This window comes from Acinetobacter sp. GXMZU3951 (assembly GCF_054457875.1).
In genome coordinates this window covers 76,239-95,584 of record NZ_JBTLFO010000007.1, presented here as the reverse complement: position 1 = coordinate 95,584, position 19,346 = coordinate 76,239, and the positions used below count along the sequence as shown (strand labels likewise).

At 40.2% G+C, this 19,346-nt stretch carries 20 protein-coding genes; 9 read left to right on the top strand and 11 right to left on the bottom strand.

From position 1 onward, the window contains the following. The first annotated feature begins 289 nt into the window (after positions 1-289). Entirely contained in the window at positions 290-1,021 is a 732-nt protein-coding gene (locus ACX17N_RS11850) for a hypothetical protein (protein ID WP_458892776.1), read from the top strand. A 39-nt stretch (positions 1,022-1,060) separates the two neighbouring features. Here ACX17N_RS11850 and thiM read toward each other — a convergent pair whose 3' ends face one another. The 4 genes from thiM to ACX17N_RS11830 form a co-directional block, all read right to left on the bottom strand. Further along, the gene (thiM, locus tag ACX17N_RS11845; RefSeq protein WP_458892874.1) at positions 1,061-1,882 is read right to left on the bottom strand and encodes a hydroxyethylthiazole kinase; all 822 of its coding nucleotides are present in this window, start codon (positions 1,880-1,882) and stop codon (positions 1,061-1,063) included. Between the two features lie 60 nt (positions 1,883-1,942). Continuing rightward, positions 1,943-3,100 carry a hypothetical protein gene (locus tag ACX17N_RS11840; RefSeq protein ID WP_458892873.1) on the bottom strand — a complete coding sequence of 386 codons (1,158 nt, stop codon included), beginning with the start codon at positions 3,098-3,100 and terminating at the stop codon, positions 1,943-1,945. Between the two features lie 178 nt (positions 3,101-3,278). Continuing rightward, on the bottom strand, positions 3,279-3,542 hold the full coding sequence (locus ACX17N_RS11835) for a hypothetical protein (RefSeq protein WP_458892774.1): 264 nt from the start codon (positions 3,540-3,542) through the stop codon (positions 3,279-3,281). Positions 3,543-3,705: 163 nt separating this feature from the next. Further along, positions 3,706-4,152: a hypothetical protein gene (locus ACX17N_RS11830; protein WP_458892773.1), complete on the bottom strand. Its 447-nt coding sequence runs from the start codon at positions 4,150-4,152 to the stop codon at positions 3,706-3,708. A 201-nt stretch (positions 4,153-4,353) separates the two neighbouring features. Here ACX17N_RS11830 and pepN point away from each other — a divergent pair, with 201 nt between their 5' ends. Both pepN and ACX17N_RS11820 read left to right on the top strand, forming a co-directional pair. Further along, positions 4,354-6,960: an aminopeptidase N gene (gene pepN / locus ACX17N_RS11825; protein ID WP_458892772.1), complete on the top strand. Its 2,607-nt coding sequence runs from the start codon at positions 4,354-4,356 to the stop codon at positions 6,958-6,960. A 250-nt stretch (positions 6,961-7,210) separates the two neighbouring features. After that, entirely contained in the window at positions 7,211-7,714 is a 504-nt protein-coding gene (locus tag ACX17N_RS11820; RefSeq protein WP_458892771.1) for a peptidase associated/transthyretin-like domain-containing protein, read from the top strand. Between the two features lie 114 nt (positions 7,715-7,828). Here ACX17N_RS11820 and ACX17N_RS11815 read toward each other — a convergent pair whose 3' ends face one another. Together ACX17N_RS11815 and ACX17N_RS11810 are read right to left on the bottom strand one after the other, a co-directional pair. After that, on the bottom strand, positions 7,829-8,272 hold the full coding sequence (locus ACX17N_RS11815) for a universal stress protein (protein ID WP_458892770.1): 444 nt from the start codon (positions 8,270-8,272) through the stop codon (positions 7,829-7,831). A 106-nt stretch (positions 8,273-8,378) separates the two neighbouring features. Beyond that, the gene (locus ACX17N_RS11810) at positions 8,379-8,822 is read right to left on the bottom strand and encodes a universal stress protein (protein WP_458892769.1); all 444 of its coding nucleotides are present in this window, start codon (positions 8,820-8,822) and stop codon (positions 8,379-8,381) included. 322 nt (positions 8,823-9,144) lie between these two features. Here ACX17N_RS11810 and ACX17N_RS11805 point away from each other — a divergent pair, with 322 nt between their 5' ends. Then, positions 9,145-10,143, top strand: coding sequence for an alpha/beta hydrolase (locus ACX17N_RS11805; RefSeq protein WP_458892768.1), 999 nt, complete (start codon positions 9,145-9,147; stop codon positions 10,141-10,143). Positions 10,144-10,217: 74 nt separating this feature from the next. Next, positions 10,218-10,565, top strand: coding sequence for a DMT family transporter (locus ACX17N_RS11800; RefSeq protein ID WP_458892767.1), 348 nt, complete (start codon positions 10,218-10,220; stop codon positions 10,563-10,565). A 70-nt stretch (positions 10,566-10,635) separates the two neighbouring features. Here ACX17N_RS11800 and ACX17N_RS11795 read toward each other — a convergent pair whose 3' ends face one another. From ACX17N_RS11795 to aceR, 4 genes are all read right to left on the bottom strand, one after another. Next, positions 10,636-11,808 (bottom strand): benzoate/H(+) symporter BenE family transporter, encoded by a 1,173-nt coding sequence (locus ACX17N_RS11795; protein WP_458892766.1) that lies wholly within the window; start codon positions 11,806-11,808, stop codon positions 10,636-10,638. A 139-nt stretch (positions 11,809-11,947) separates the two neighbouring features. Further along, positions 11,948-12,601: a leucine efflux protein LeuE gene (leuE, locus tag ACX17N_RS11790; RefSeq protein ID WP_458892765.1), complete on the bottom strand. Its 654-nt coding sequence runs from the start codon at positions 12,599-12,601 to the stop codon at positions 11,948-11,950. A 79-nt stretch (positions 12,602-12,680) separates the two neighbouring features. Then, positions 12,681-13,667: a transaldolase gene (gene tal / locus ACX17N_RS11785; RefSeq protein WP_458892764.1), complete on the bottom strand. Its 987-nt coding sequence runs from the start codon at positions 13,665-13,667 to the stop codon at positions 12,681-12,683. An 88-nt stretch (positions 13,668-13,755) separates the two neighbouring features. Then, the gene (gene aceR, locus ACX17N_RS11780; protein ID WP_458892763.1) at positions 13,756-14,646 is read right to left on the bottom strand and encodes an HTH-type transcriptional regulator AceR; all 891 of its coding nucleotides are present in this window, start codon (positions 14,644-14,646) and stop codon (positions 13,756-13,758) included. 138 nt (positions 14,647-14,784) lie between these two features. On the opposite strand from aceR, the gene aceI reads away from it, so the two are divergent. The 3 genes from aceI to ACX17N_RS11765 all read left to right on the top strand — a co-directional run bounded on the left by aceI (position 14,785) and on the right by ACX17N_RS11765 (position 15,967). Further along, entirely contained in the window at positions 14,785-15,213 is a 429-nt protein-coding gene (gene aceI / locus ACX17N_RS11775; protein ID WP_458892762.1) for a chlorhexidine efflux PACE transporter AceI, read from the top strand. Between the two features lie 173 nt (positions 15,214-15,386). Further along, the gene (locus ACX17N_RS11770; protein ID WP_458892761.1) at positions 15,387-15,527 is read left to right on the top strand and encodes a hypothetical protein; all 141 of its coding nucleotides are present in this window, start codon (positions 15,387-15,389) and stop codon (positions 15,525-15,527) included. Further along, a complete protein-coding gene (locus tag ACX17N_RS11765; protein WP_458892760.1) occupies positions 15,524-15,967 on the top strand; it encodes a DedA family protein in 444 nt (147 codons plus the stop codon). Before ACX17N_RS11770 ends, ACX17N_RS11765 begins: the two co-directional genes overlap by 4 nt. 119 nt (positions 15,968-16,086) lie before the next feature. Here ACX17N_RS11765 and ACX17N_RS11760 read toward each other — a convergent pair whose 3' ends face one another. Continuing rightward, positions 16,087-17,613 carry an acetyl-CoA C-acetyltransferase gene (locus ACX17N_RS11760; RefSeq protein WP_458892759.1) on the bottom strand — a complete coding sequence of 509 codons (1,527 nt, stop codon included), beginning with the start codon at positions 17,611-17,613 and terminating at the stop codon, positions 16,087-16,089. 243 nt (positions 17,614-17,856) lie between these two features. Here ACX17N_RS11760 and ACX17N_RS11755 point away from each other — a divergent pair, with 243 nt between their 5' ends. Beyond that, on the top strand, positions 17,857-19,248 hold the full coding sequence (locus tag ACX17N_RS11755; protein WP_458892758.1) for a 3-oxoacyl-ACP reductase: 1,392 nt from the start codon (positions 17,857-17,859) through the stop codon (positions 19,246-19,248). Positions 19,249-19,346: the final 98 nt, after the last annotated feature.

Below are 19,346 nucleotides of genomic sequence, written 5' to 3'. Positions count from 1 at the left end.
TTGATCAATCAATCAAAATGATCTTTTTGTAGAAGATGATTGATAAAAATACTTAAAAATTTTATGGAATAAGATTGTAGCCTTTATGTAGCTACTGTAATTATTTAAAAGTTGTATTTTCAGTATATCTTATTGATTTCAATGAATAAGTGATTTCATAATTATTTGATTTAAAAGATGATTATTCATCTTTCTGAATAATTAAAAGCAAACTTTACCTAATTTAGGGGATGTCAGAGCTGACAAAGTGTGTTTACAATTGGTAGGTCTATTCAACTCGGATGGAGTTATGAATATTTCAGAAACAATTATAGATTATAAGAAGTTATTACCCGAACATCAGAATCAATATTTAGAACAACTGTTAGCCTTCGATGTTGTTATTTTTCCCGATACTTGCAAACAGGAATTGTATGATTTTATGCATGATGCAGATGCAATATCGGTACAAGTGATTGAATATTTTGATGGTGTGCAGCTGATTGGGTATAACAGTATCTCCATATTAAAACTGAATATTTCCGAAAAAACTATTTTTGTGGTGAATTGCCGAGGTTCTTTTTTACCGAATTATCAACGCGGTAATAAAACTTTAAGCTCCGTAATTAAAATTGCGGTACAGCACAGTATAAAACATCCTTTATTTCCTTTATGGTTCGTTGTGACTGTAATGCAACCTAAAGCCTATGCATTGTTGGCCTCTTGTGCGCATAACTTCTATCCGCGTAATGATGCGAAAACACCACAGGACTATTTGGATGTACTGAAGTTAATCGCGGTGAGAAAGTCGGATGTGCAAAAGCGGGGAGAAGATATTTTTGTTCACCCGAGGGTAATTCCTGAAACTACACTGGGTGAAGCCATACAGATTCATGAACAAGCAGATCAACATATCGACTTCTTTATGCAACATACACCTGACTATTTTGATGGTATGGGTATGATGTGTGTCAGTAAGCTGAATACCAAAATGCTGACGGAAGCCGCCATTTTAAATGCGATAGAGCGTGCAGCAAGTTAATAGATGTGAGCATATTCGAATTATGCTCACATCTATTTTTTACCTGTTTATAATTTGTATATCAGCAAGCTCGCTGATGTGGTCGGCAGTCAGGTAATCCAATGCATCTAAAAATGCTACATTAAATGAGCCGACAGTTTGTGCGGTTTGATACGCCAATTGACCCGCGACGGCAAAATGCACATGTGCCGTGAGGGCAGCAATCGTAACATCGGTAACACTACAATACGCAGCAATTAAAGCCCCCAATGCGCAGCCAGTTGCGGTAACACGGGGCTGTAAAGATGAACCACCATTGACTTGAATAATGCAATTTTCTGCTTTGGATAAAATAAAATCTGACTCACCAGAAATTGCAATACATTCAGTATGTTCTAGTAAAGACCACGCTTGGATATAGACTTCACTACTGGCGATAGTACTGTCGACTCCTTTGCTTTCAACTTGATTGCCAGCTAAAGCACTAATTTCAGATGCATTGCCGCGAATGACAGCGGGATGATATTGAAGAAGTTCATCCGTCATTTCTGAGCGCCAAGGCAAAATGCTGCTATAGCCTACAGGATCGAGCACCCACGGAATCAGAGCTTGTTGAGCTGTTGCGGCAGAAATCTGCATCGCTTGCATTTGTTCCGTGGTTGGTGTCCCCAAGTTAATGCTTAGTGCACCAATAATGCGCGTGAAACTCTCTGCTTCAAAAGGATTATCAATCATGGCAGGAGACGCACCCGTAGCCAGAAGTACATTGGCAACATAGTTGGCTGCGACACTGTTAGTGATACACTGCACCAGAGGTTGTGTGGCACGAAGCAGGGTATGCGCTTCAATAATTTTTTGAAGTAATGGTGCAGTTTGATCCAAGGAGACATCCTGAAAGTCAATTGTAGAAGGGGTTGATTGAGTAGACATAATGTTCACCATTCAACGTGTGAAATAATGGTCCTGATGTTTGCAGTTGCGACAAAATAAAGAAACATATTCTTCCGCATCATAGTCCACAGCTAGATCATTAGAACCACAATACATGCAGCGTTTCACTGAATAAAAATTCAGACGTGGTTCAATCTTTTTCCAAGAGCGCCAAACAGGTTGAAAGAAAATACGCTCATCGTAACCAAGAAATTTAAAAAATAGAATCTCACTCATTTTGCTGAATGGCATATTCGGTAAGCGTGGCAGGGTGGAGGTTTCCCATTTTTCTGCCAAAGCACGTTCACGGTATTGCTGTAAGGTTTTTTTCAGCAAATTAGTATTGATAAAATTTTCATTGCGCGGTTTTAAGGCTTTTTTATCATGCAAATATTCGAGTGCAGTCTGAATTAGATAATAAATTTGCCCTACAGCTAGATGCTCCATTAAGCGGTAACAAAAGCTCTGGAAGCTTTGATTGCCTGCAATCTGGATACCCCAAGACCTACAGTAGTATTGCATGAACTGCACAATTTCTTGATAAAGCACCAAATACAATGCGCTTTTAACTTCATCGGCTTCTTTAAAGGGAATGCCGAGTCGCAAGTTCTCATAAAACCACTGACGTAATTGTTGGGTAATACTGAACAAACTCGGCTCAGAATAGCCTTCCAAACGCACATTGACATAGTATTCATGTGCTTCTTCGGCAAAGTCTTTGGCAATTAGAATCTGGTCTTTGAGTAATTGCTTGAGCAAGGTACTTTGAAAAAAATAGTTGGGAGTAATGGGCTGGAATTTTATGGCTTCCCAATGAATATATTCATCGTGGGTGCTGTATTCCTGAATTTGATTATCTAAAATGCTTAAGAGAAACAGTTTATGTAAAAAACTCAACTGGCTTAATTCAAGCTCAACAATCTCTTTATGTTTAAGCTTCCGTTGTTCCTGTAAGCGCGTTTCTTGTAAGAGTTTTTTTCTTTTTGCGGTACAGCGTTCACAATGGCAAGTCAGTTGACTGTTCTGATAGATACGATGCGCACAATGGCTACATTCATGAAACTGGATGTCCTGATCATATTGTTCAGCTTCCACCCAATACATTGCCGCCTGACAAAGTGGGCAAGTTGTGCTTTCATCTAATTGTTTTTGCAGAATTTGCAGCAGCATAGGAGGTGTCGACAATAAAATAATCTCAATGTGATGATTATACACCCTTTGGCTGAGATGCCGTGTCCAACTGTTGTGCAATTCTGCTGAGCTTTGCTGTAATTTTGAAAAATTATTTTAGCCAATGAAAAGAGCTATCGAAGGATAGCTCTGGATTGTGATTCTAGAATGGGGGGCGTTAATAGGCTGCTGGGCAGGGTAAGCTTTCGTCATCTTCTCCGAGTTGTTTGGCATTTAATAAGGCTTTGATTTTTTTGGAAGGGAGCTTTTTAATGCCTAAGGCATCATATTGGTTCAGGACACTACTCACCTCATGAGATTGCATTTGAATGCCTTCGCAGCTCATAAACGTGGCAATTACTTTGTGGTCTATGCCTGCACGATCTAGAGTTTGCATGATTTTAATATTTGCAGCGCGTATCACATGTTCTTTAATGTTCATCTTGCACCTCAATTTTTATTTGAACTCATTTTAAAGTGCGCTTTGCACATCTAGAGACAAGCAAAAAACGTGCACAAATTATAGTCAGTTTGAAAATAAAAGCAGAAAACTGTCATGCTGGCTATGGTTAGGTAACACGTCGTAGGTGAATTTTTTGGGGGAATCATGAAATACATTGGAGTTTATGAGGAATCAGTAGTTGATTGACCTCGTACCTTTGTTCATCTGTTAAGTAATTTTGAAAATTGGTGGCTTTACCAGATTGCTGGGTGGTGTAGATCACAGCATAAATACGTGCACCTTGCTGAATCACTTCATATTGTCCAGTGTTCTGTTTGCCATTTTTTTCATTGTAAAATATGTGCTGCTCAAAGGGACGGCCTTCTGTCATTTCAACTGCTTCAGTTTTTATATAGTGCAAGGTGATCGGTTTTAAATACGGGTAATACATCAGTTTCAGGTGTGGAGAATGTTTTGTCGCAGCCACTAAAACAAAATGAGCTGATGTTTCAGACTGTAGGCATTCGAAATATTCAATACTTGGCTCGGCAATTGCAACCGATGCCAAACTTGACAGTCCGATGCTGTAAATCAGGTGTTGTATTTTCATCTTCAGCCGACCTACGCATAATGAGAGGAAAAAGCGTATAAATAAAATACATCTCCTGAAAATTATGCGCAAATATGATTGAAATGCAGAAAATAAACACCCATATTGAAAGGTAAATAAAGGCAAAGATGCTATAGCTGCTGATGTAGTTGCTACAAAGCAGCTGAGCTATTGATGCTGAAAAGACAAATAGGAAATGATATGAATATTGCGGCAAATCCAGTGGTTGAAGCAGACCAGACAGTGTATTTAAAAGACTATCAAAAGCCCGTCTTTCTTGTAGATTCAATCAATTTGGATATTCAGGTGTATTCGGATCATACCAATGTTGATGCCACGCTGGTAATGAAGCGTCAGACTGAAGGTGAGTTGGTATTATTAGGCCGCGACCTCGAACTTAAATCTATCAAGATGAATGGTCAATTGCTCACTGAAAGTGACTATACCTTGGATAGTGAGCAATTGGTGATTCAGCATGCACCAAATGAAGTCATTTTAGACACTTCAGTGGTAATTCATCCAGAATCAAATACCATGTTGGAAGGTTTATATCAGGCGGGTGATCTATTTGTTACCCAGAATGAGCCAGAGGGTTTTCGTAAAATCACGTTTTATCCAGACCGCCCAGACGTTTTGGCGGTCTTTACGACACGTGTAGAAGCAGACAAGAAATACCCAGTACTTTTGGCTAATGGTAACCTTTTAGAAACAGGTGAGACTGGTGAAAACCGTCACTATGCTATTTGGCAAGACCCAACTAAAAAGCCAAGTTATCTTTTCGCCTGCGTGATTGGAGATTTGGCGGTATTGAAAGACCGTTATACGACTTTAGAAGGTCGTGACGTTGCCTTAGAAATTTATGCGATTGAGAAAGATATTCCAAAATGCCACATTGCGATGGAAGCCTTGAAGCATTCTATGCGTTGGGATGAGGAACATTATGGCCGTCCATACGATCTCGATAATTATATGATTGTCGCGGTAAGCCAGTTCAATATGGGAGCTATGGAAAATAAAGGTTTAAATATTTTTAATACCTCCTGTGTGCTTGCTGATGAAGAATACACGACCGATGCGGCCATTATGCGAGTGCAGTCGGTGATTGCGCATGAATATTTCCATAACTGGACAGGCAACAGGATTACTTGTCGTGATTGGTTCCAATTGTGCCTAAAAGAAGGTTTGACGGTATTCCGTGATCAATCTTTCTCGGAAGATTTACAGTCTGCTGCGGTACAACGTATTGATGATGTTGCGGTATTAAAGGCGCATCAATTCCCTGAAGATTCAGGCCCATTGTCGCATCCACCGCGTCCTGACCATTTCGTGGAAATTAATAACTTTTACACAGCCACTGTGTATGAGAAAGGTGCGGAAATTAACCGCATGATGTCGACTTTACTCGGCAAAGAAAAATTCCGTCAAGGGACAGATGAATATTTCCGTCGTCATGATGGGCAAGCGGTAACTGTTGAAGATTGGGTTGCGGCCTTAACAGCAGGTTCGGGCGTTGATTTGTCTAACTTCCTAACATGGTATAACCAACCTGGCACACCAAAACTGGAAGCTGTTGGTGAATATGATGCCGCTGCACAAACTTATCGTTTAAGCTTTAAACAAAGTTTAAAGGCACATGCCAAATATCCAAACTTAAAAGCCGTGCCAATTCCAGTCGCATTGGCATTGTTTAATGCTGAAACTGGCGAGCAATACATTTTACAATCGGAAGCACTATTTGAAAATGGTGTCAAAGATGGTGTCTATCTGTTCGAACAAGATCAGGCGACTATTGAATTTACAGGGGTAACTGCAAAACCTGTGGTTTCACTGTTGCGTAACTTCTCTGCACCAGTCAATTTAGATTTCAACTATTCAGACCAAGAGTTGGCGTTCTTAATTCAATATGAAACCAATGGTTTTAACCAATGGCAAGCCACGCAAACCTTATTGGAGCGAGTGCTATTAAATGATCATGATGCAGCTATTTATGTAGAAGCGATCCAAAAGACTTTGCCAGCCTTGGTCGAAAAGGATCCATTATTGGCTTCTCGTTTATTTGATGTGCCAAGCGAAGGTTACTTAGGTAGCCGTATTGATGAACATTATAATCCTGTTGAAATTCAAGCAAAGCGTAATGCCTTGTTGAATACTTTGGCCCGTGAATTAGGTGCATTCTGCAAAGAGACCTATTTAAGTTTAGACCCAGACATGCAGAAAGAGTTTTCTCAAGCCATGGGGGTGCGTGCATTAAAGAACATCATGTTAAGTATGCTGGCACGTCAAGGAGATGCAGAGGCATTTGAACTGGCGTATACGCAATATACGACAACACGAAACATGTCTGAGCGTTTAGGAGCTTTGCGTACACTGGTATGGAATGATGCACCTCAAGCCAAAGCAGCACTCGAAGATTTCTATACCCGCTTTAAAGATGAAGCACTGTCTCTGGATCAGTGGTTTATGGTTCAAGCTTCGCACCCAAATGCAACAGCGGAGACGATTCAAAGTCTAATTCAACACCCTGATTATGATTTGGGTACACCGAACCGTATTCGTGCCGTGAGTGGTGGTTTAAGCAATAATCCAGTAAATACGTGGAGTTATGGAGTTCAACATTTTGTCGACTTAGCTAAATATTTAGATGAGAAAAATCCAATTTTGGGTTCTCGTTTATTACAAGTTTTATCACGCTGGTATACCTTGGCCGAGCCGCAACGTGCAACGGTATTGGCAACGCTAGAAGCGTTAAAACCACACGTGAAATCGAAAAATGTGGTCGAAACCCTAAACAGCATGCTGAGTATTTAATTCCAATAACTCACAATTTGCATGAAGATCAGGCTATTTTTCAGTCATGAAAAATAGCCTTTTTTTATGGAGTAGAAAAAGTATTAAAAAGGACGGGAATGGCATTTAATTTGGAGTTCTTTACAGGGAAGAATATTTTTTTGATGTATCTGTCACAAATTTGATCAATTAAATTGATTTTTTGCACATTTTATTCATAGTTTTTTAACTTTCTGTTACATTCTCTGCGATTTTTTAAAGAGTGATAAAAATGAAAAAGTTATTGGTTGCTTCTATGATTTCTACAACAATGCTAATGACAGGCTGTGCAAGTATTATTAAGGGTTCGACTCAAACACTGACATTTACCAGTGTGCCAGAGTCGGCAAGAATTGAAATTAAAAATAGTAAAGGGCAAAGTGTGCATGTTGGGCAAACGCCTACAACTGTTACCCTTAAGAAAGGGTCAGGTTATTTTAAGCCAGCAGAATACCAAGTGACTTTCAGTAAAGATGGATTTGCACCAAAAACAGTTGTCGTTAAGGGTACCATTAGTGGTTGGTACTTCGGTAATATTATTTTTGGTGGCTTAATTGGCTTGTTGGCTGTAGACCCTGCAACGGGTGCAATGTATAGCTTTAAACCAGAAGATATTAACGCAGTATTAGAAGCGACTACAGAAAAAATGCCAAAAAATGAGAAAGCACTAGCCGTAGTATTTACAGATCAAGTACCACAAGATGTGATGGCACGTGCGATTCAGATGAGTAAATAACGATTTAAAGCCTTATGCCTGAAAAACGAAGCATTACGGATTGAATTGGAAAAACATATTCATAAAAAATCCCTCGATTTCGAGGGATTTTTTGCTGCATAAACTTTTTAAAGCTTAGACTTTTACAATTAAAACCGGAATTGGTGATTGAGTGAGGACGGCTTGAGCAACGCTACCGAGCATCAGCTTTTTAAAGCCTGTACGCCCATGAGAACCCATAATAATTAGGTCAGCACTTACTTCATCCGCAATTTGGATAATACCATCCGCTGCTGATACGCCACGAATCACTTTGGTGTCGACTTCAATTTGATCACGATCAAAAGATTGCTTAATGTCTGCCAAACGTTTCTGTGCATTTTCTTCCGCTTGCATAAAGTAATCGGTAATAGCTGGTGCAACTTTATAGAAATCGACCCCAACAAAAGGATCGACTGCAACCACACACATGACGGTCACTCTAGAATTAAGAAGTTTTGCTAAAGAAAGGGCTTGTTCTACAGCGGTATAAGAAATAGGAGATTCATCGACAGGTACTAAAATATGTTGATAAGTCATGAGTGAACACCTTCGAGAATAGTCAAATAAGGTAAAAATTTATAATGTGATAGAAATTTAAAGAGATAGAAGCAACACCCACATCAGTGGGTGTTCACAAGCTCAATTATTCTTTTACGATTAAAACAGGTAAGTGGGTACCGCGTAATACATCCTGTGCGAAACTGCCAAGTAAGAATTTCTGGAAACCTTTGCGACCATGTGAACCCATCACAATTAAATCGGATTTCTTCTCTTCTGCAGCCTTAACTACACCTTCAGCAGAGACTTGTCCTTTGATAATTTGAGTAGTGGGTTCAATGCCTTCAGCTTCAGCAATAGGCAATGCTTCTTTTAAGGCTTTTTCAGCATTGGCATAAGCTTGGACAAAATATTCTTTCATAATTGCAGAAGAATAATAGAAGTCGACTTCTGTAAATGGATCTTCAGCAACGAGACTAATTAAAGTGAGTTCACTACCGAAAGCCTTCGCAATAATTGCGGCTTGTTTTACTGCGGAAAAAGAAATTGCAGAGCCGTCTACTGGAACGAGAATATGTTTGTAAGACATCGGATTTACTCCTGTTGTTTATCATTATTGCTACTCACTCATTGATAGCACATTGTTTGTCTAGGTTCAATTTGTAAAATGAAAAAAATAGCGTAAATTCATAAAATTAAAATTATTTTTTATGCTAGAGGCATAAATGTTTCGCTGCTTAAAGTTGAGTTTTTTTCTAGGAATTCTTAGATCAATTTTTTGTTGATATTGAATAGTGTGAATGCATTTTCATAGAGCGGTTAATCATGTACTACACTATAGTGAAATTGATGAAATGAATGAACTTTTAAAACTCACCTGAACCTTATCCATAAAATGTTGGGAACAGTCTATGCTCAGAACCATGTTGATGATGTTGTGTATAGGAATATTGGTCTTAACGGGATGTCAACATACACCGACCAGTGACCAAGTGATAGCAAAGACGTTTAATCATGCTACACAAATTCAGCAAAAATTATTAGATCGGCATGCTCCAGCAGGTGTTTTGATTCACTCGAATGTGATGTATTTGTCGGAGCCAAAACTGACTTTTGATCTCTATCAACCCGAATATATTGCTGAATTAGGCGCACGCCCTACAGTGGTCTGGATTCATGGTGGTGGTTGGGTGTCGGGTTCTAAGGAACATGCGCGAGGCTATTTTAAACTGCTTGCAGCACAAGGTTTTAATGTGGTTTCGGTCGAGTATCAATTTGCACCAGAAGTGCAGTATCCAGAACAGTTATTACAGATCAATCAGGCACTAAAGTTCATTGATGAACATGCCGAAACTTATCACATAGATACCAATCAACTGTATTTAGCAGGGGATTCGGCGGGGGCGAATTTGGCCAGTCATTATGCAGCCTTACTTACCAATCAAGATTTTGCACGACAGTCTGCTTTTGTTCCTACAATTCAAATGCAGCAATTAAAAGGACTCATTTTGCATTGTGGTATTTACGATATGGCTTCTTTTGTTTTGACAGCACCCGATGAACATAAAATTATAGAATGGGGGATTTATAGTCTGGTTCAAGCCTATATTGGGGAGCGTAAAAATGATGCTGCATTTCTTACAGAGATTTCACCGAGCCAGCATTTAACGCACAATTTTCCACCAGTATTGATTAGTGGCGGTAATAAGGATTTTCTTACAGAAAGTCAGTCCATTCCTTTTGTACAAGCATTAAAACAGCAGAATGTGCCTGTCACGGCCGTATTCTATCCAGAAAGTACAGAGCCTTTAATCCATGAATATCAATTCTTTATGCGACTCAATGCTAGCCAAGAAACATTTGCGCAGACCTTACAATTTATTCATTTTTATAGTGGGTTAAGGCTGTAATTTTAGAATGATCATATATTTAGCCGATCTGAGCTGTTAAGCTGCACGCGGAAAGTGATTCGGGGAAACAGCATATGAATGCAATGTTATTGGCCTATCTCATGTTGGCTTTGGCCATTATTTCAGAAGTGACAGGCTCGGCATTTTTAGTCAAATCGGCAGGTTTTACCAAATTAGGGCCGAGCCTATTGGTTGTGCTCTTTTATGTGATTTCTTTTTATTTGTTGTCTCAAGTCATTAAAACCATCCCATTAGGAATCGCTTATGCGATCTGGGGAGGCGTCGGAATAGTTTTAACTGCACTGGTAGGATTCTTTGTTTTTAAGCAAATCTTGGATGTGCCAGCCTTAATCGGGATTGCCATGATAGTTGGTGGGGTGATTGTCATGAATGTTTTTTCAAATACAATCGGGCATGCCTAACTAGGTCAGCAATTGTGCTTGAAGCGATAAAAGCATGTTCATGCAGACATGCTTTTATGCTGTCGTGGGATTATTTTTTAAGTTTTAATTTCAAGATAAATGAAACGGCAAAACCAAACAGTAAGCCCCAAAATGCAGAGCCGATACCAAAAAATTGTACCCCAGAGGCACTAAATAAAAATGTCATCAGTGCTGCTTCGCGGTCAGATACTTCATGAAAAGCCAATGCAATGTTGTGGCTAATGGTTCCGAATAGCGCTATACCTGCCAGTGCAACAATGAAAATATGCGGGAAAGACATTAATAGGCTGGTCAGTGTGGCCGCAAATAAGCCCATCAAGATATAGAAAAAGCCGCAACTGATGCCTGCGATATAACGTTTATTAGCATCAGGATGCACTTGGTCATCTAGGCTGACTGCGGCACTAATGGCTGCAATATTCACGCTGTAGCAGCCAAAAGGGGCAAGCACGGTTTGAATAAGTCCAGTTCCGCCAATTAATTGATTGACATGCGGTTGGTAGCCATAGCTTTTGATCATGGCAATACCCGGTAGATATTGTGAAGCCATGTTGATGACAAATAAGGGTAATGCCAGTCCCAAAATGGCCGACCAGCTAAAGTCAGGCATCATCCAAACCGGTTGGGCCATGCTCCATTGTATAGTTGGGGTTTGAAAATCCATAAATAATGGACAAAGCACAACAGCGGCAATAACCGTCACTACGATGCAATAGCGCGGAGTAAGTTTTTTCGAAACAATATAAACCGCTAATAAAGAGAGGATGAATCCCCAATCTGTTTTCAGGCTGGCAAATAATTCAATCCCAAATTTTAGTAGTACACCCGCAAGCATGGCACTGGTTAAACTTTGTGGGATAAGGGTTAACACCTTTTCGAAAATACCCACATAACCCAAAATGGCTGTAATGAGACCACAAACTAAAAATGCGCCAATGGCTTCATTTAAACTATAGCCACTGCCAGTTGCAATAATCAGTGCGAGTCCTGCGGTGGACCATGAGGTGGAAACTGGATATTTCAGTTTCCAAGATAAAATCATGCCAGCTAGTCCAATGCCGACTCCCAAAGCCCAAAACCATGAGGTAATTTGCTCAGTGTTTGCCCCGAGAATTTGAGCAGCTTGAATCACAAGTACTGCGGAAACACTGATACCAATTAAGAACGTAATGAAACCAGCGAAGACTGCAGGAATAGAAAAATCTTGAATGAGTTTTTGCATGTATCCGTACTTATTCTATTTGACCAAAGGGTTAAGTTTAGGTCTTGCATCATACGCCTAACCTATATATTGGAAAAGTGACCATCTAAAAAATAAATGATAATTCACGTTTTTGCGTGATTTGCTGAAATTTATTCAACTACAGGGTAGAAAAAGCCAGTTTCATGCCAAAACCTAAAAATGCGCAACCAACCAATCCGACCGCAACCGAAGTGAGGCGGTAGCGTTGGTTAAAATAAGCAGCAAAACGAACCCCAGAGAAAATGAGGATGCTTAGGTATAGCATGCTAATAATTTGAAGAATTATAGACAGTAAGGTAAAGCTAATTGCGGGATAGGCATAACTAGGGTCTACAAACTGCACAAAGAAGGACAGGTAGAATAAAATTGCTTTAGGATTCAGAATACTAATGGTCAATGCAGTACGATAAGGCTGTGCATCTTTATAGGTGGTATTATCAGTCGAACTTGCAAGTTGTTGAGCCGTTGTTCCACGCCAAGTCCGAATACTGGCAAGAATAAGTCGCCCGCCTAAATAAGATAAATAGGCTGCACCGACCACTTTTAAAATGATAAATAGCCACGGAAAGCTGTGCAATAGAGACGCTGCACCAAAAATGGTACAGAGAATCAGAATCAGATCGCCAGTGAATACCCCCAAAGCGGCCAGATAGCCCACACGTGTACCAAAGCGCGAGGCGATGGACATGACATATAATGAGTTTGGACCAGGCAAAATGACAATTAAGATAGTGCCTATAATATAGGTACTGAGATCCGTAATACCAAACACAATATACTCGTGATTAAAAAGCCCATTTTGCTAGTGTAACAAAATGGGCTTAAGATTGGCACAGCTTTGGTGCGTAAATTTAGGCTTTGATTTCTGCATCTAAACCAAAGGCTTGACGTAATAAACTATTTAGCTGTTCACGGGCTTTAATAAAGCCATCGATACCGCCTTGTAACAACTGGAAGGCCATCAGGTCATGTTCCAATTCATGTTTAAAGGTTGCTTTATCAATAGCCGTAGCTGGTTCTGAACTTATAGCCACTTGACTTGCGTCGAGCTGAAGCTGAACTTCGCGAGTATCAAGCTCTAATTCTGCCAGTAGACCAGGAGATACCGTCAATAAGTCACAGCCTGCTAAACCGAGTACTTGATCAATACTACGGAAACTTGCTCCCATAATCTCGGTTTTAACTTGATGCTGTTTATAGTATTGATAAATGTGTTTAACGGATAAGACCCCTGGATCTTTATCAATTGGATAGTTTTGTACATTCTCTGCTTTTTTATACCAGTCTAGAATGCGACCTACAAAAGGTGAAATCAAGGTAACTTTTGCATTTGCGCAAGCACGGGCCTGATGTAAACCGAATAATAAAGTTAAATTGCAGTGAATCCCTTCCGCTTCCAGCACTTGAGCTGCTTGAATGCCCTCCCAAGTTGAAGCAATCTTAATTAAGATGCGGTTTTGATCGATGCCATAGGCTTTATAAAGTGCCAGTAACTCTTTAGCCTTTGCAATAGTTGCCTCAGTGTCATACGACAAAGAAGCATCGACTTCAGTCGATACTCGACCATCAATTAGTTTTAAGATTTCTACCCCAAATTTGACGGTCAAAATATCAATTGTACGTTCAATCAATTCATCTGAAACATAGCCTTCGTGTTTGGCTTGCGCATAGGCAGCTTCAATTAAAACTTTGTTTTCAGGTTGATTTGCCGCAGCAGTAATTAAAGAGGGGTTGGTCGTCGCATCCAGCGGGCGAAATTTTTCAATCGCAGTTAAGTCACTACTGTCAGCAACGATTGTTGTCATCTTTTTTAATTGGTTTAACGCATTTTCTGTCATTGAAATCTATTTCTTAAAAGTTGTACCCGTGATTTAGTTATACCACAATCTCTGCATAGCCCAAGAGAAAACCCAGTGTCTGATAAACTTAATTCAAACTTTTTTTGCCATTACGAATATGATTAATTAAAAAATGAGCAGCGGCACCTAATTGGCTTTCCCGACTCCAGACTAAATCGACGTAATATTCAAATTTTGGAGAGAAATCTTGGAAATTGAGTATCTTCAGTTGCTCTTTTAAAGATGGATTTTCATTTAACATTTCTAAAGGTAAAACCCCCCAACCCAAGTTTTGCAAAATCATGGCACAGGCAGAGTGATGGTTGTCGGTACGCCAGTAGTTTTTAGAAAATAGAAGTTCAGGCTTAAGGCTGCGATCTCGACTGGCGACCACAATTTGCCGACTTTGTAAGACTTGTTCATAACTAATCTGAGCATACTGTGCCAAGACATGCTGACGGGAGGCGACGGCTATGAGCACTTCGCGCTTCAGCTCTACAAACTGTTCCCCGCTTTGCAGTTGTTCTCGTTCAAACATGAGTGCCAGTTGAGCAGACTGATCCAGTAACATTTGTAGTGCATCTTCTTGGGGGGCAGAAAAAATATTGATTTGTAGTTCTGGGAAGCGTTGTTCTAACAAAAGAATGTAATCGGTCCAATGGGTATGTAATAACTCCGAAACCACCACAATATTTAAACTTGACTCCAGACCTTGAGATAGGGCAGAAGCATGTTGTTTCCATTGGTTCATTTCAATCAGCAGTTGCTGTGTCTTTTCATACAAGGTCATGGCTTGTGCAGTTGGTGTGGGTTCACGTCCTTGCCGTGTAAAAAGCTGGATGTTTAGGTCAATTTCTAGATTGGCAATTGACATACTAATGGCAGAGGGAACTTTCCCGAGTTTACGCGCAGCAGCTGAAAAAGAACCTGTTTCAATAACAGTCTGAAAAATTATGAGTTGGTCTTGGTTAATATTCATTGGTCTGTTTTTTGCTTAGGTCAATAAAAAAAGCTGCAGGCTTTATCTTTCAATTAAACTGAAAGAACCTGACTCGATTAATCAAAATATTAAAAATAAAATAGCAAATATCGAAAATGAAGAGAAGAGTAGCTTTAAATGTTGATTTCCAAGAGAAGGATTGTTCATGCGTTAAGTTATGAGATCATCCTGTTGGTCATCATAGCGATTGCCTTAAGTTTTATTTTTAATATGCCGATGGAGGTCACGGGTAGCCTTGGAATCGCCATGGCAGTCACTTCCGTAATTTGGAATATGATCTTTAACCATTTCTTTGAAAAATTTGAACAACGCCATCAATTGAAACGTACGGTGGGTATTCGGATTTTACATGCGATTGGTTTTGAAGGCGGATTAATGCTTGCCACTATCCCTATGGTTGCCTATGCGATGAATATGACCATTTGGCAGGCAATTTTACTGGATTTTAGTCTGACCATGTGTATTTTGGTGTATACCTTTATCTTTCAGTGGTGTTATGACCATATTGAAATGCGTTTAGGTTATGCACCTGCGCACCAATCCTAAGCACCCATAAAGCCACACATCGTTGTGGCTTTTTTATTATGATTGATTAAATTGCACAATTATTGACATCGCTCTTGTAAGATCCAGATTAGAATAAAATTGAATTTGAGCAATCGTCGCTGAAAAGCATATTTACACTTCAGCAATCTTTTCATCAACATAGGATATTTACTATGCTTGATTGGGGTTATGTTTTACAACACTATGGCTATTTTGCCGTCATGTTGGGTGCATTCTTTGAGGGGGAAACCGTTGTTTTGCTCGGGGCTTATGCCGTGCATCAACATGTGCTTAATTTTTGGTGGCTCTTATGATTTCCGCTATGATTGGGGGCTTTATCGGTGATCAGTTTTATTATCAGATTGGGGTCAGGTATGGTCATCAGTTCATTAGCCGACACCCAAAACTTAATCAAAAATTTCAGCAAGCCACGTACTTACTTGAGAAATATCCTACGCTGAGTATTTTATTTATGCGTTTTGCTTGGGGCTTAAGAACAGTTATTCCAATTAGTATTGGCATCCAAAAATATCCTATTTTGCGCTATATGCTGATTAATCTGCTGGCCTGTTTTATTTGGGCATTACTGGTGGTGAGTATAGGATTGCAGGTATCCCACGGGCTTCATATTTTTTGGCAATATTTCATACAGGATGAGCATTCCATCGTCATTATTTTTGCGGTGATCAGTTGTATTTTATTGGCACACATTGTCTTTGGTGTGTATATGCAGCGTAAAAATAGACACAAATAGTTTAAGGTGATTGCCAACGCATAGGGGTGTAGTAAGAGGCTTAAAGCTTTATCGCGAAGAGGAATTCAGTTATAAAAAAGCACCTCCGAAGAAGTGCTTTTATACAGGAATGAGATCAATTATTTTTCTACAATTGCTGTAACGCCTTGTCCACCAGCCGCACAGATCGAAATGAGTACGCGCCCTGAACCTTTTTGGTGAATTAACTTAGCCGCGGTTGCTAAAATACGACCACCCGTTGCTGCAAATGGATGTCCAGCAGCTAAAGAAGAACCTTTAACGTTGAGTTTTGTTCGATCAATTGAACCTAAAGGTGCTGCCAAGCCCAAGCGCTCTTTACAGAATTGAGGATCTTCCCATGCTTTTAAAGTAGAGAGCACTTGTGATGCAAAGGCTTCATGAATTTCGTAATAGTCAAAATCTTGCAGAGTAATGCCAGCACGTTCAAGCATACGTGGTACCGCATAAGCAGGAGCCATCAACAAACCTTCTTTAGGTCCATTTTTACCAATGAAATCTACAGCAGCAGTTTCGGTAAAGCTGAGATAAGCCAATACTTCGTGACCATTGGCTTGTGCCCATTCTTCAGATGCAAGTAACACACAAGATGCACCATCAGTTAATGGCGTTGAGTTCCCCGCAGTCATGGTGCGGGCATCACCTTTACCAAAGACTGGCTTAAGCTTCGCAAGTTTCTCTGCGGTCGAGTCAGCACGTAAGTTATTGTCGCGCTGTAAACCCAAGAATGGCGTGATCAAATCATCGAAGAAGCCTTCTTCATAGGCTTGCGCCATTTTTTGATGTGAAGATGCAGCAAGCTCATCTTGAGCTTCACGAGAAATACCCCATTCTAAAGCGGTAATCGCCTGATGGTCACCCATGGATAGGCCTGTACGTGGCTCACCATTTTTGGGTGCATCCATCAAATCTTTCAGGTTAATTTTGGTTAATGCTTTTAAGCGGTCTTTACCTGTTTTAGCGATATTCAGTTCAAGAAGTGCTTTACGTAAACCATCACCAAATGCAATTGGCGCATCTGAAGTGGTGTCAACACCGCCAGCAATCCCAACTTCAATTTGACCTAGAGCGATTTTGTTTGCCACTTGGAAAGCCGCTTGTAAACCCGTTCCACAGGCTTGTTGCAGGTCATAAGCTGGGGTTTCTGGTGCTAAAGCCGTATCTAAAACGCATTCACGAGTCATGTTAAAGTCACGGCTATGTTTTAACACCGCACCTGCAACAACTTCACCTAAGCGTTGACCTTGAAGATTATAACGTTCCACAAGACCATTTAATGCTGCGGTAAACATATCCATGTTAGATGCAGTGAAATAAGCACCATTTGAACGAGCGAATGGAATACGGTTACCACCAATAATTGCAACGCGGCGAGTAGTGTTTTGACTCATAATTTTTTCCTGTAGGACAGAAGTTTGAGTTGTAGATTCAGTTTTCGTTGTACGAGGTGTTGCTTTTTTGCGAGGCGAAGAAGCTGCACGTGTACGAGTTGTTTTAGTCGTTGGGGCTGTAGACGAAGCAGCTGTGTCTGTTGTTTGGCGTGTACGCGTACGCGCTTTTGATGTATTTGACACAGTGTCAGTCACCGAATTTTCGACTGCTGGATTTTCTTGAGTTGTTTTGCTCATAAGGCTTTTCCAAGCATGTTACAGTATTCTTGAGGTGTACATTAACACAATACATCATAGCTCGAATTGACTACAATGACATTGCAGAATACATTCAGGTCAAGTCATCACTGGTTTAACTCAAGTATGATTCAACGGAAACTGATGGGTCTATTGAAATCTAGGTGTTTGGCATGATATTGAAGTTAAACAGTAGTTTAAAAGCCATCAAATAAATTTAATTCGTTTTGAGAGATAATAAACATGACTGACCAATACCAAGCATTCGCAAAATCTCCAATTGGCAAATTTGTCATTAAAAATTTAGGTTTACCAGCACCGACTTTTTTAGATCGTTTTGAGTCTGCGACGCCAGTCATTAAAGGCGCTGTATTAGTTGGTGCAGCACCAGCTAGTCCATTGTCTGGGGCAATCTCTCAGGTTTTGGCAAATATTCATGCCAATAGTTATGCAGGCAACAATACAGAACTACAACAAGTTGCTGCGACCAAAGGTCTAAAACTTAATGCATTTAACGATGGCGATCGTGAATCTAAATTCAAAGCAGTCATTTTTGATGCTTCAGGTATTCAAAACTCGGAACAACTGAAAGAACTTTATAATTTCTTTAACCCAATTTCGCGTCAAATTTTAGCTTCGGGGCGTGTCATTGTGGTTGGCACGACACCTGAAACTGCCAAAACGGTTAAACAAGCGATTGCACAACGCGCATTAGAAGGCTTTGTTAAATCAGTAGGTAAAGAATTTAAAAAAGGGATTGCGGCACAGTTGGTCTATGTGGATGACGGTGCGGAAGCGAATTTAGAGTCGACCTTACGTTTTGCATTATCGCCACGTTCAGCTTATGTATCTGGTCAAGTAATTCGCGTATCAAAAGCTGCTGTGATTGATGTGGACTGGGTTAAGCCGCTTGCAGGCAAAACCGCTGTTGTAACAGGGGCAAGTCGTGGTATTGGTGAAGCGATTGCACATGTGCTTTCTCGTGATGGCGCACATGTGATTTGTTTAGATGTGCCACAGCAACAAGCGGATTTAGACCGTGTGGCGGGTGAAATTGGCGGTTCTACTTTGGCTATTGATATTACTGCGGCTGATGCAGGTGAGAAAATTAAAGCCGCTGCGGCAGCACAAGGTGGCGTAGATATTATTGTTCATAATGCAGGGATTACCCGTGACAAAACCTTAGTCAACATGAAGCCAGAGCTTTGGGATTTGGTCATCAACATCAATCTGTCTGCGATTGAACGCGTCAATGATTACTTACTTGAAAATGATGGTCTAAATGCCAATGGCCGTATTATTTGTGTATCGTCAATTTCAGGTATTGCGGGTAACTTGGGGCAAACCAACTATGCAGCGTCAAAAGCTGGTGTCATTGGGGTAGTGAAATTTACGGCTCCAATTTTGAAAAATGGAATCACGATCAATGCTGTTGCCCCGGGGTTTATTGAAACGCAAATGACCGCTGCAATTCCTTTTGCGATTCGTGAAGCGGGACGCCGTATGAACTCAATGAGTCAAGGTGGTTTACCTGTAGATGTAGCGGAAACGATTGCATTATTTGCATCGACCGCTTCAACAGGTTTAAACGGTAATGTCGTTCGTGTTTGTGGACAAAGTTTATTAGGTGCCTAAGCACGCCGATTTATCCTTGCGCAGTCATAATCATCAAAAAGAGTGCTAGGGTGCTCTTTTTGAACCTCTTACTTAGAAGAGGAAAAAATCTAGATGTT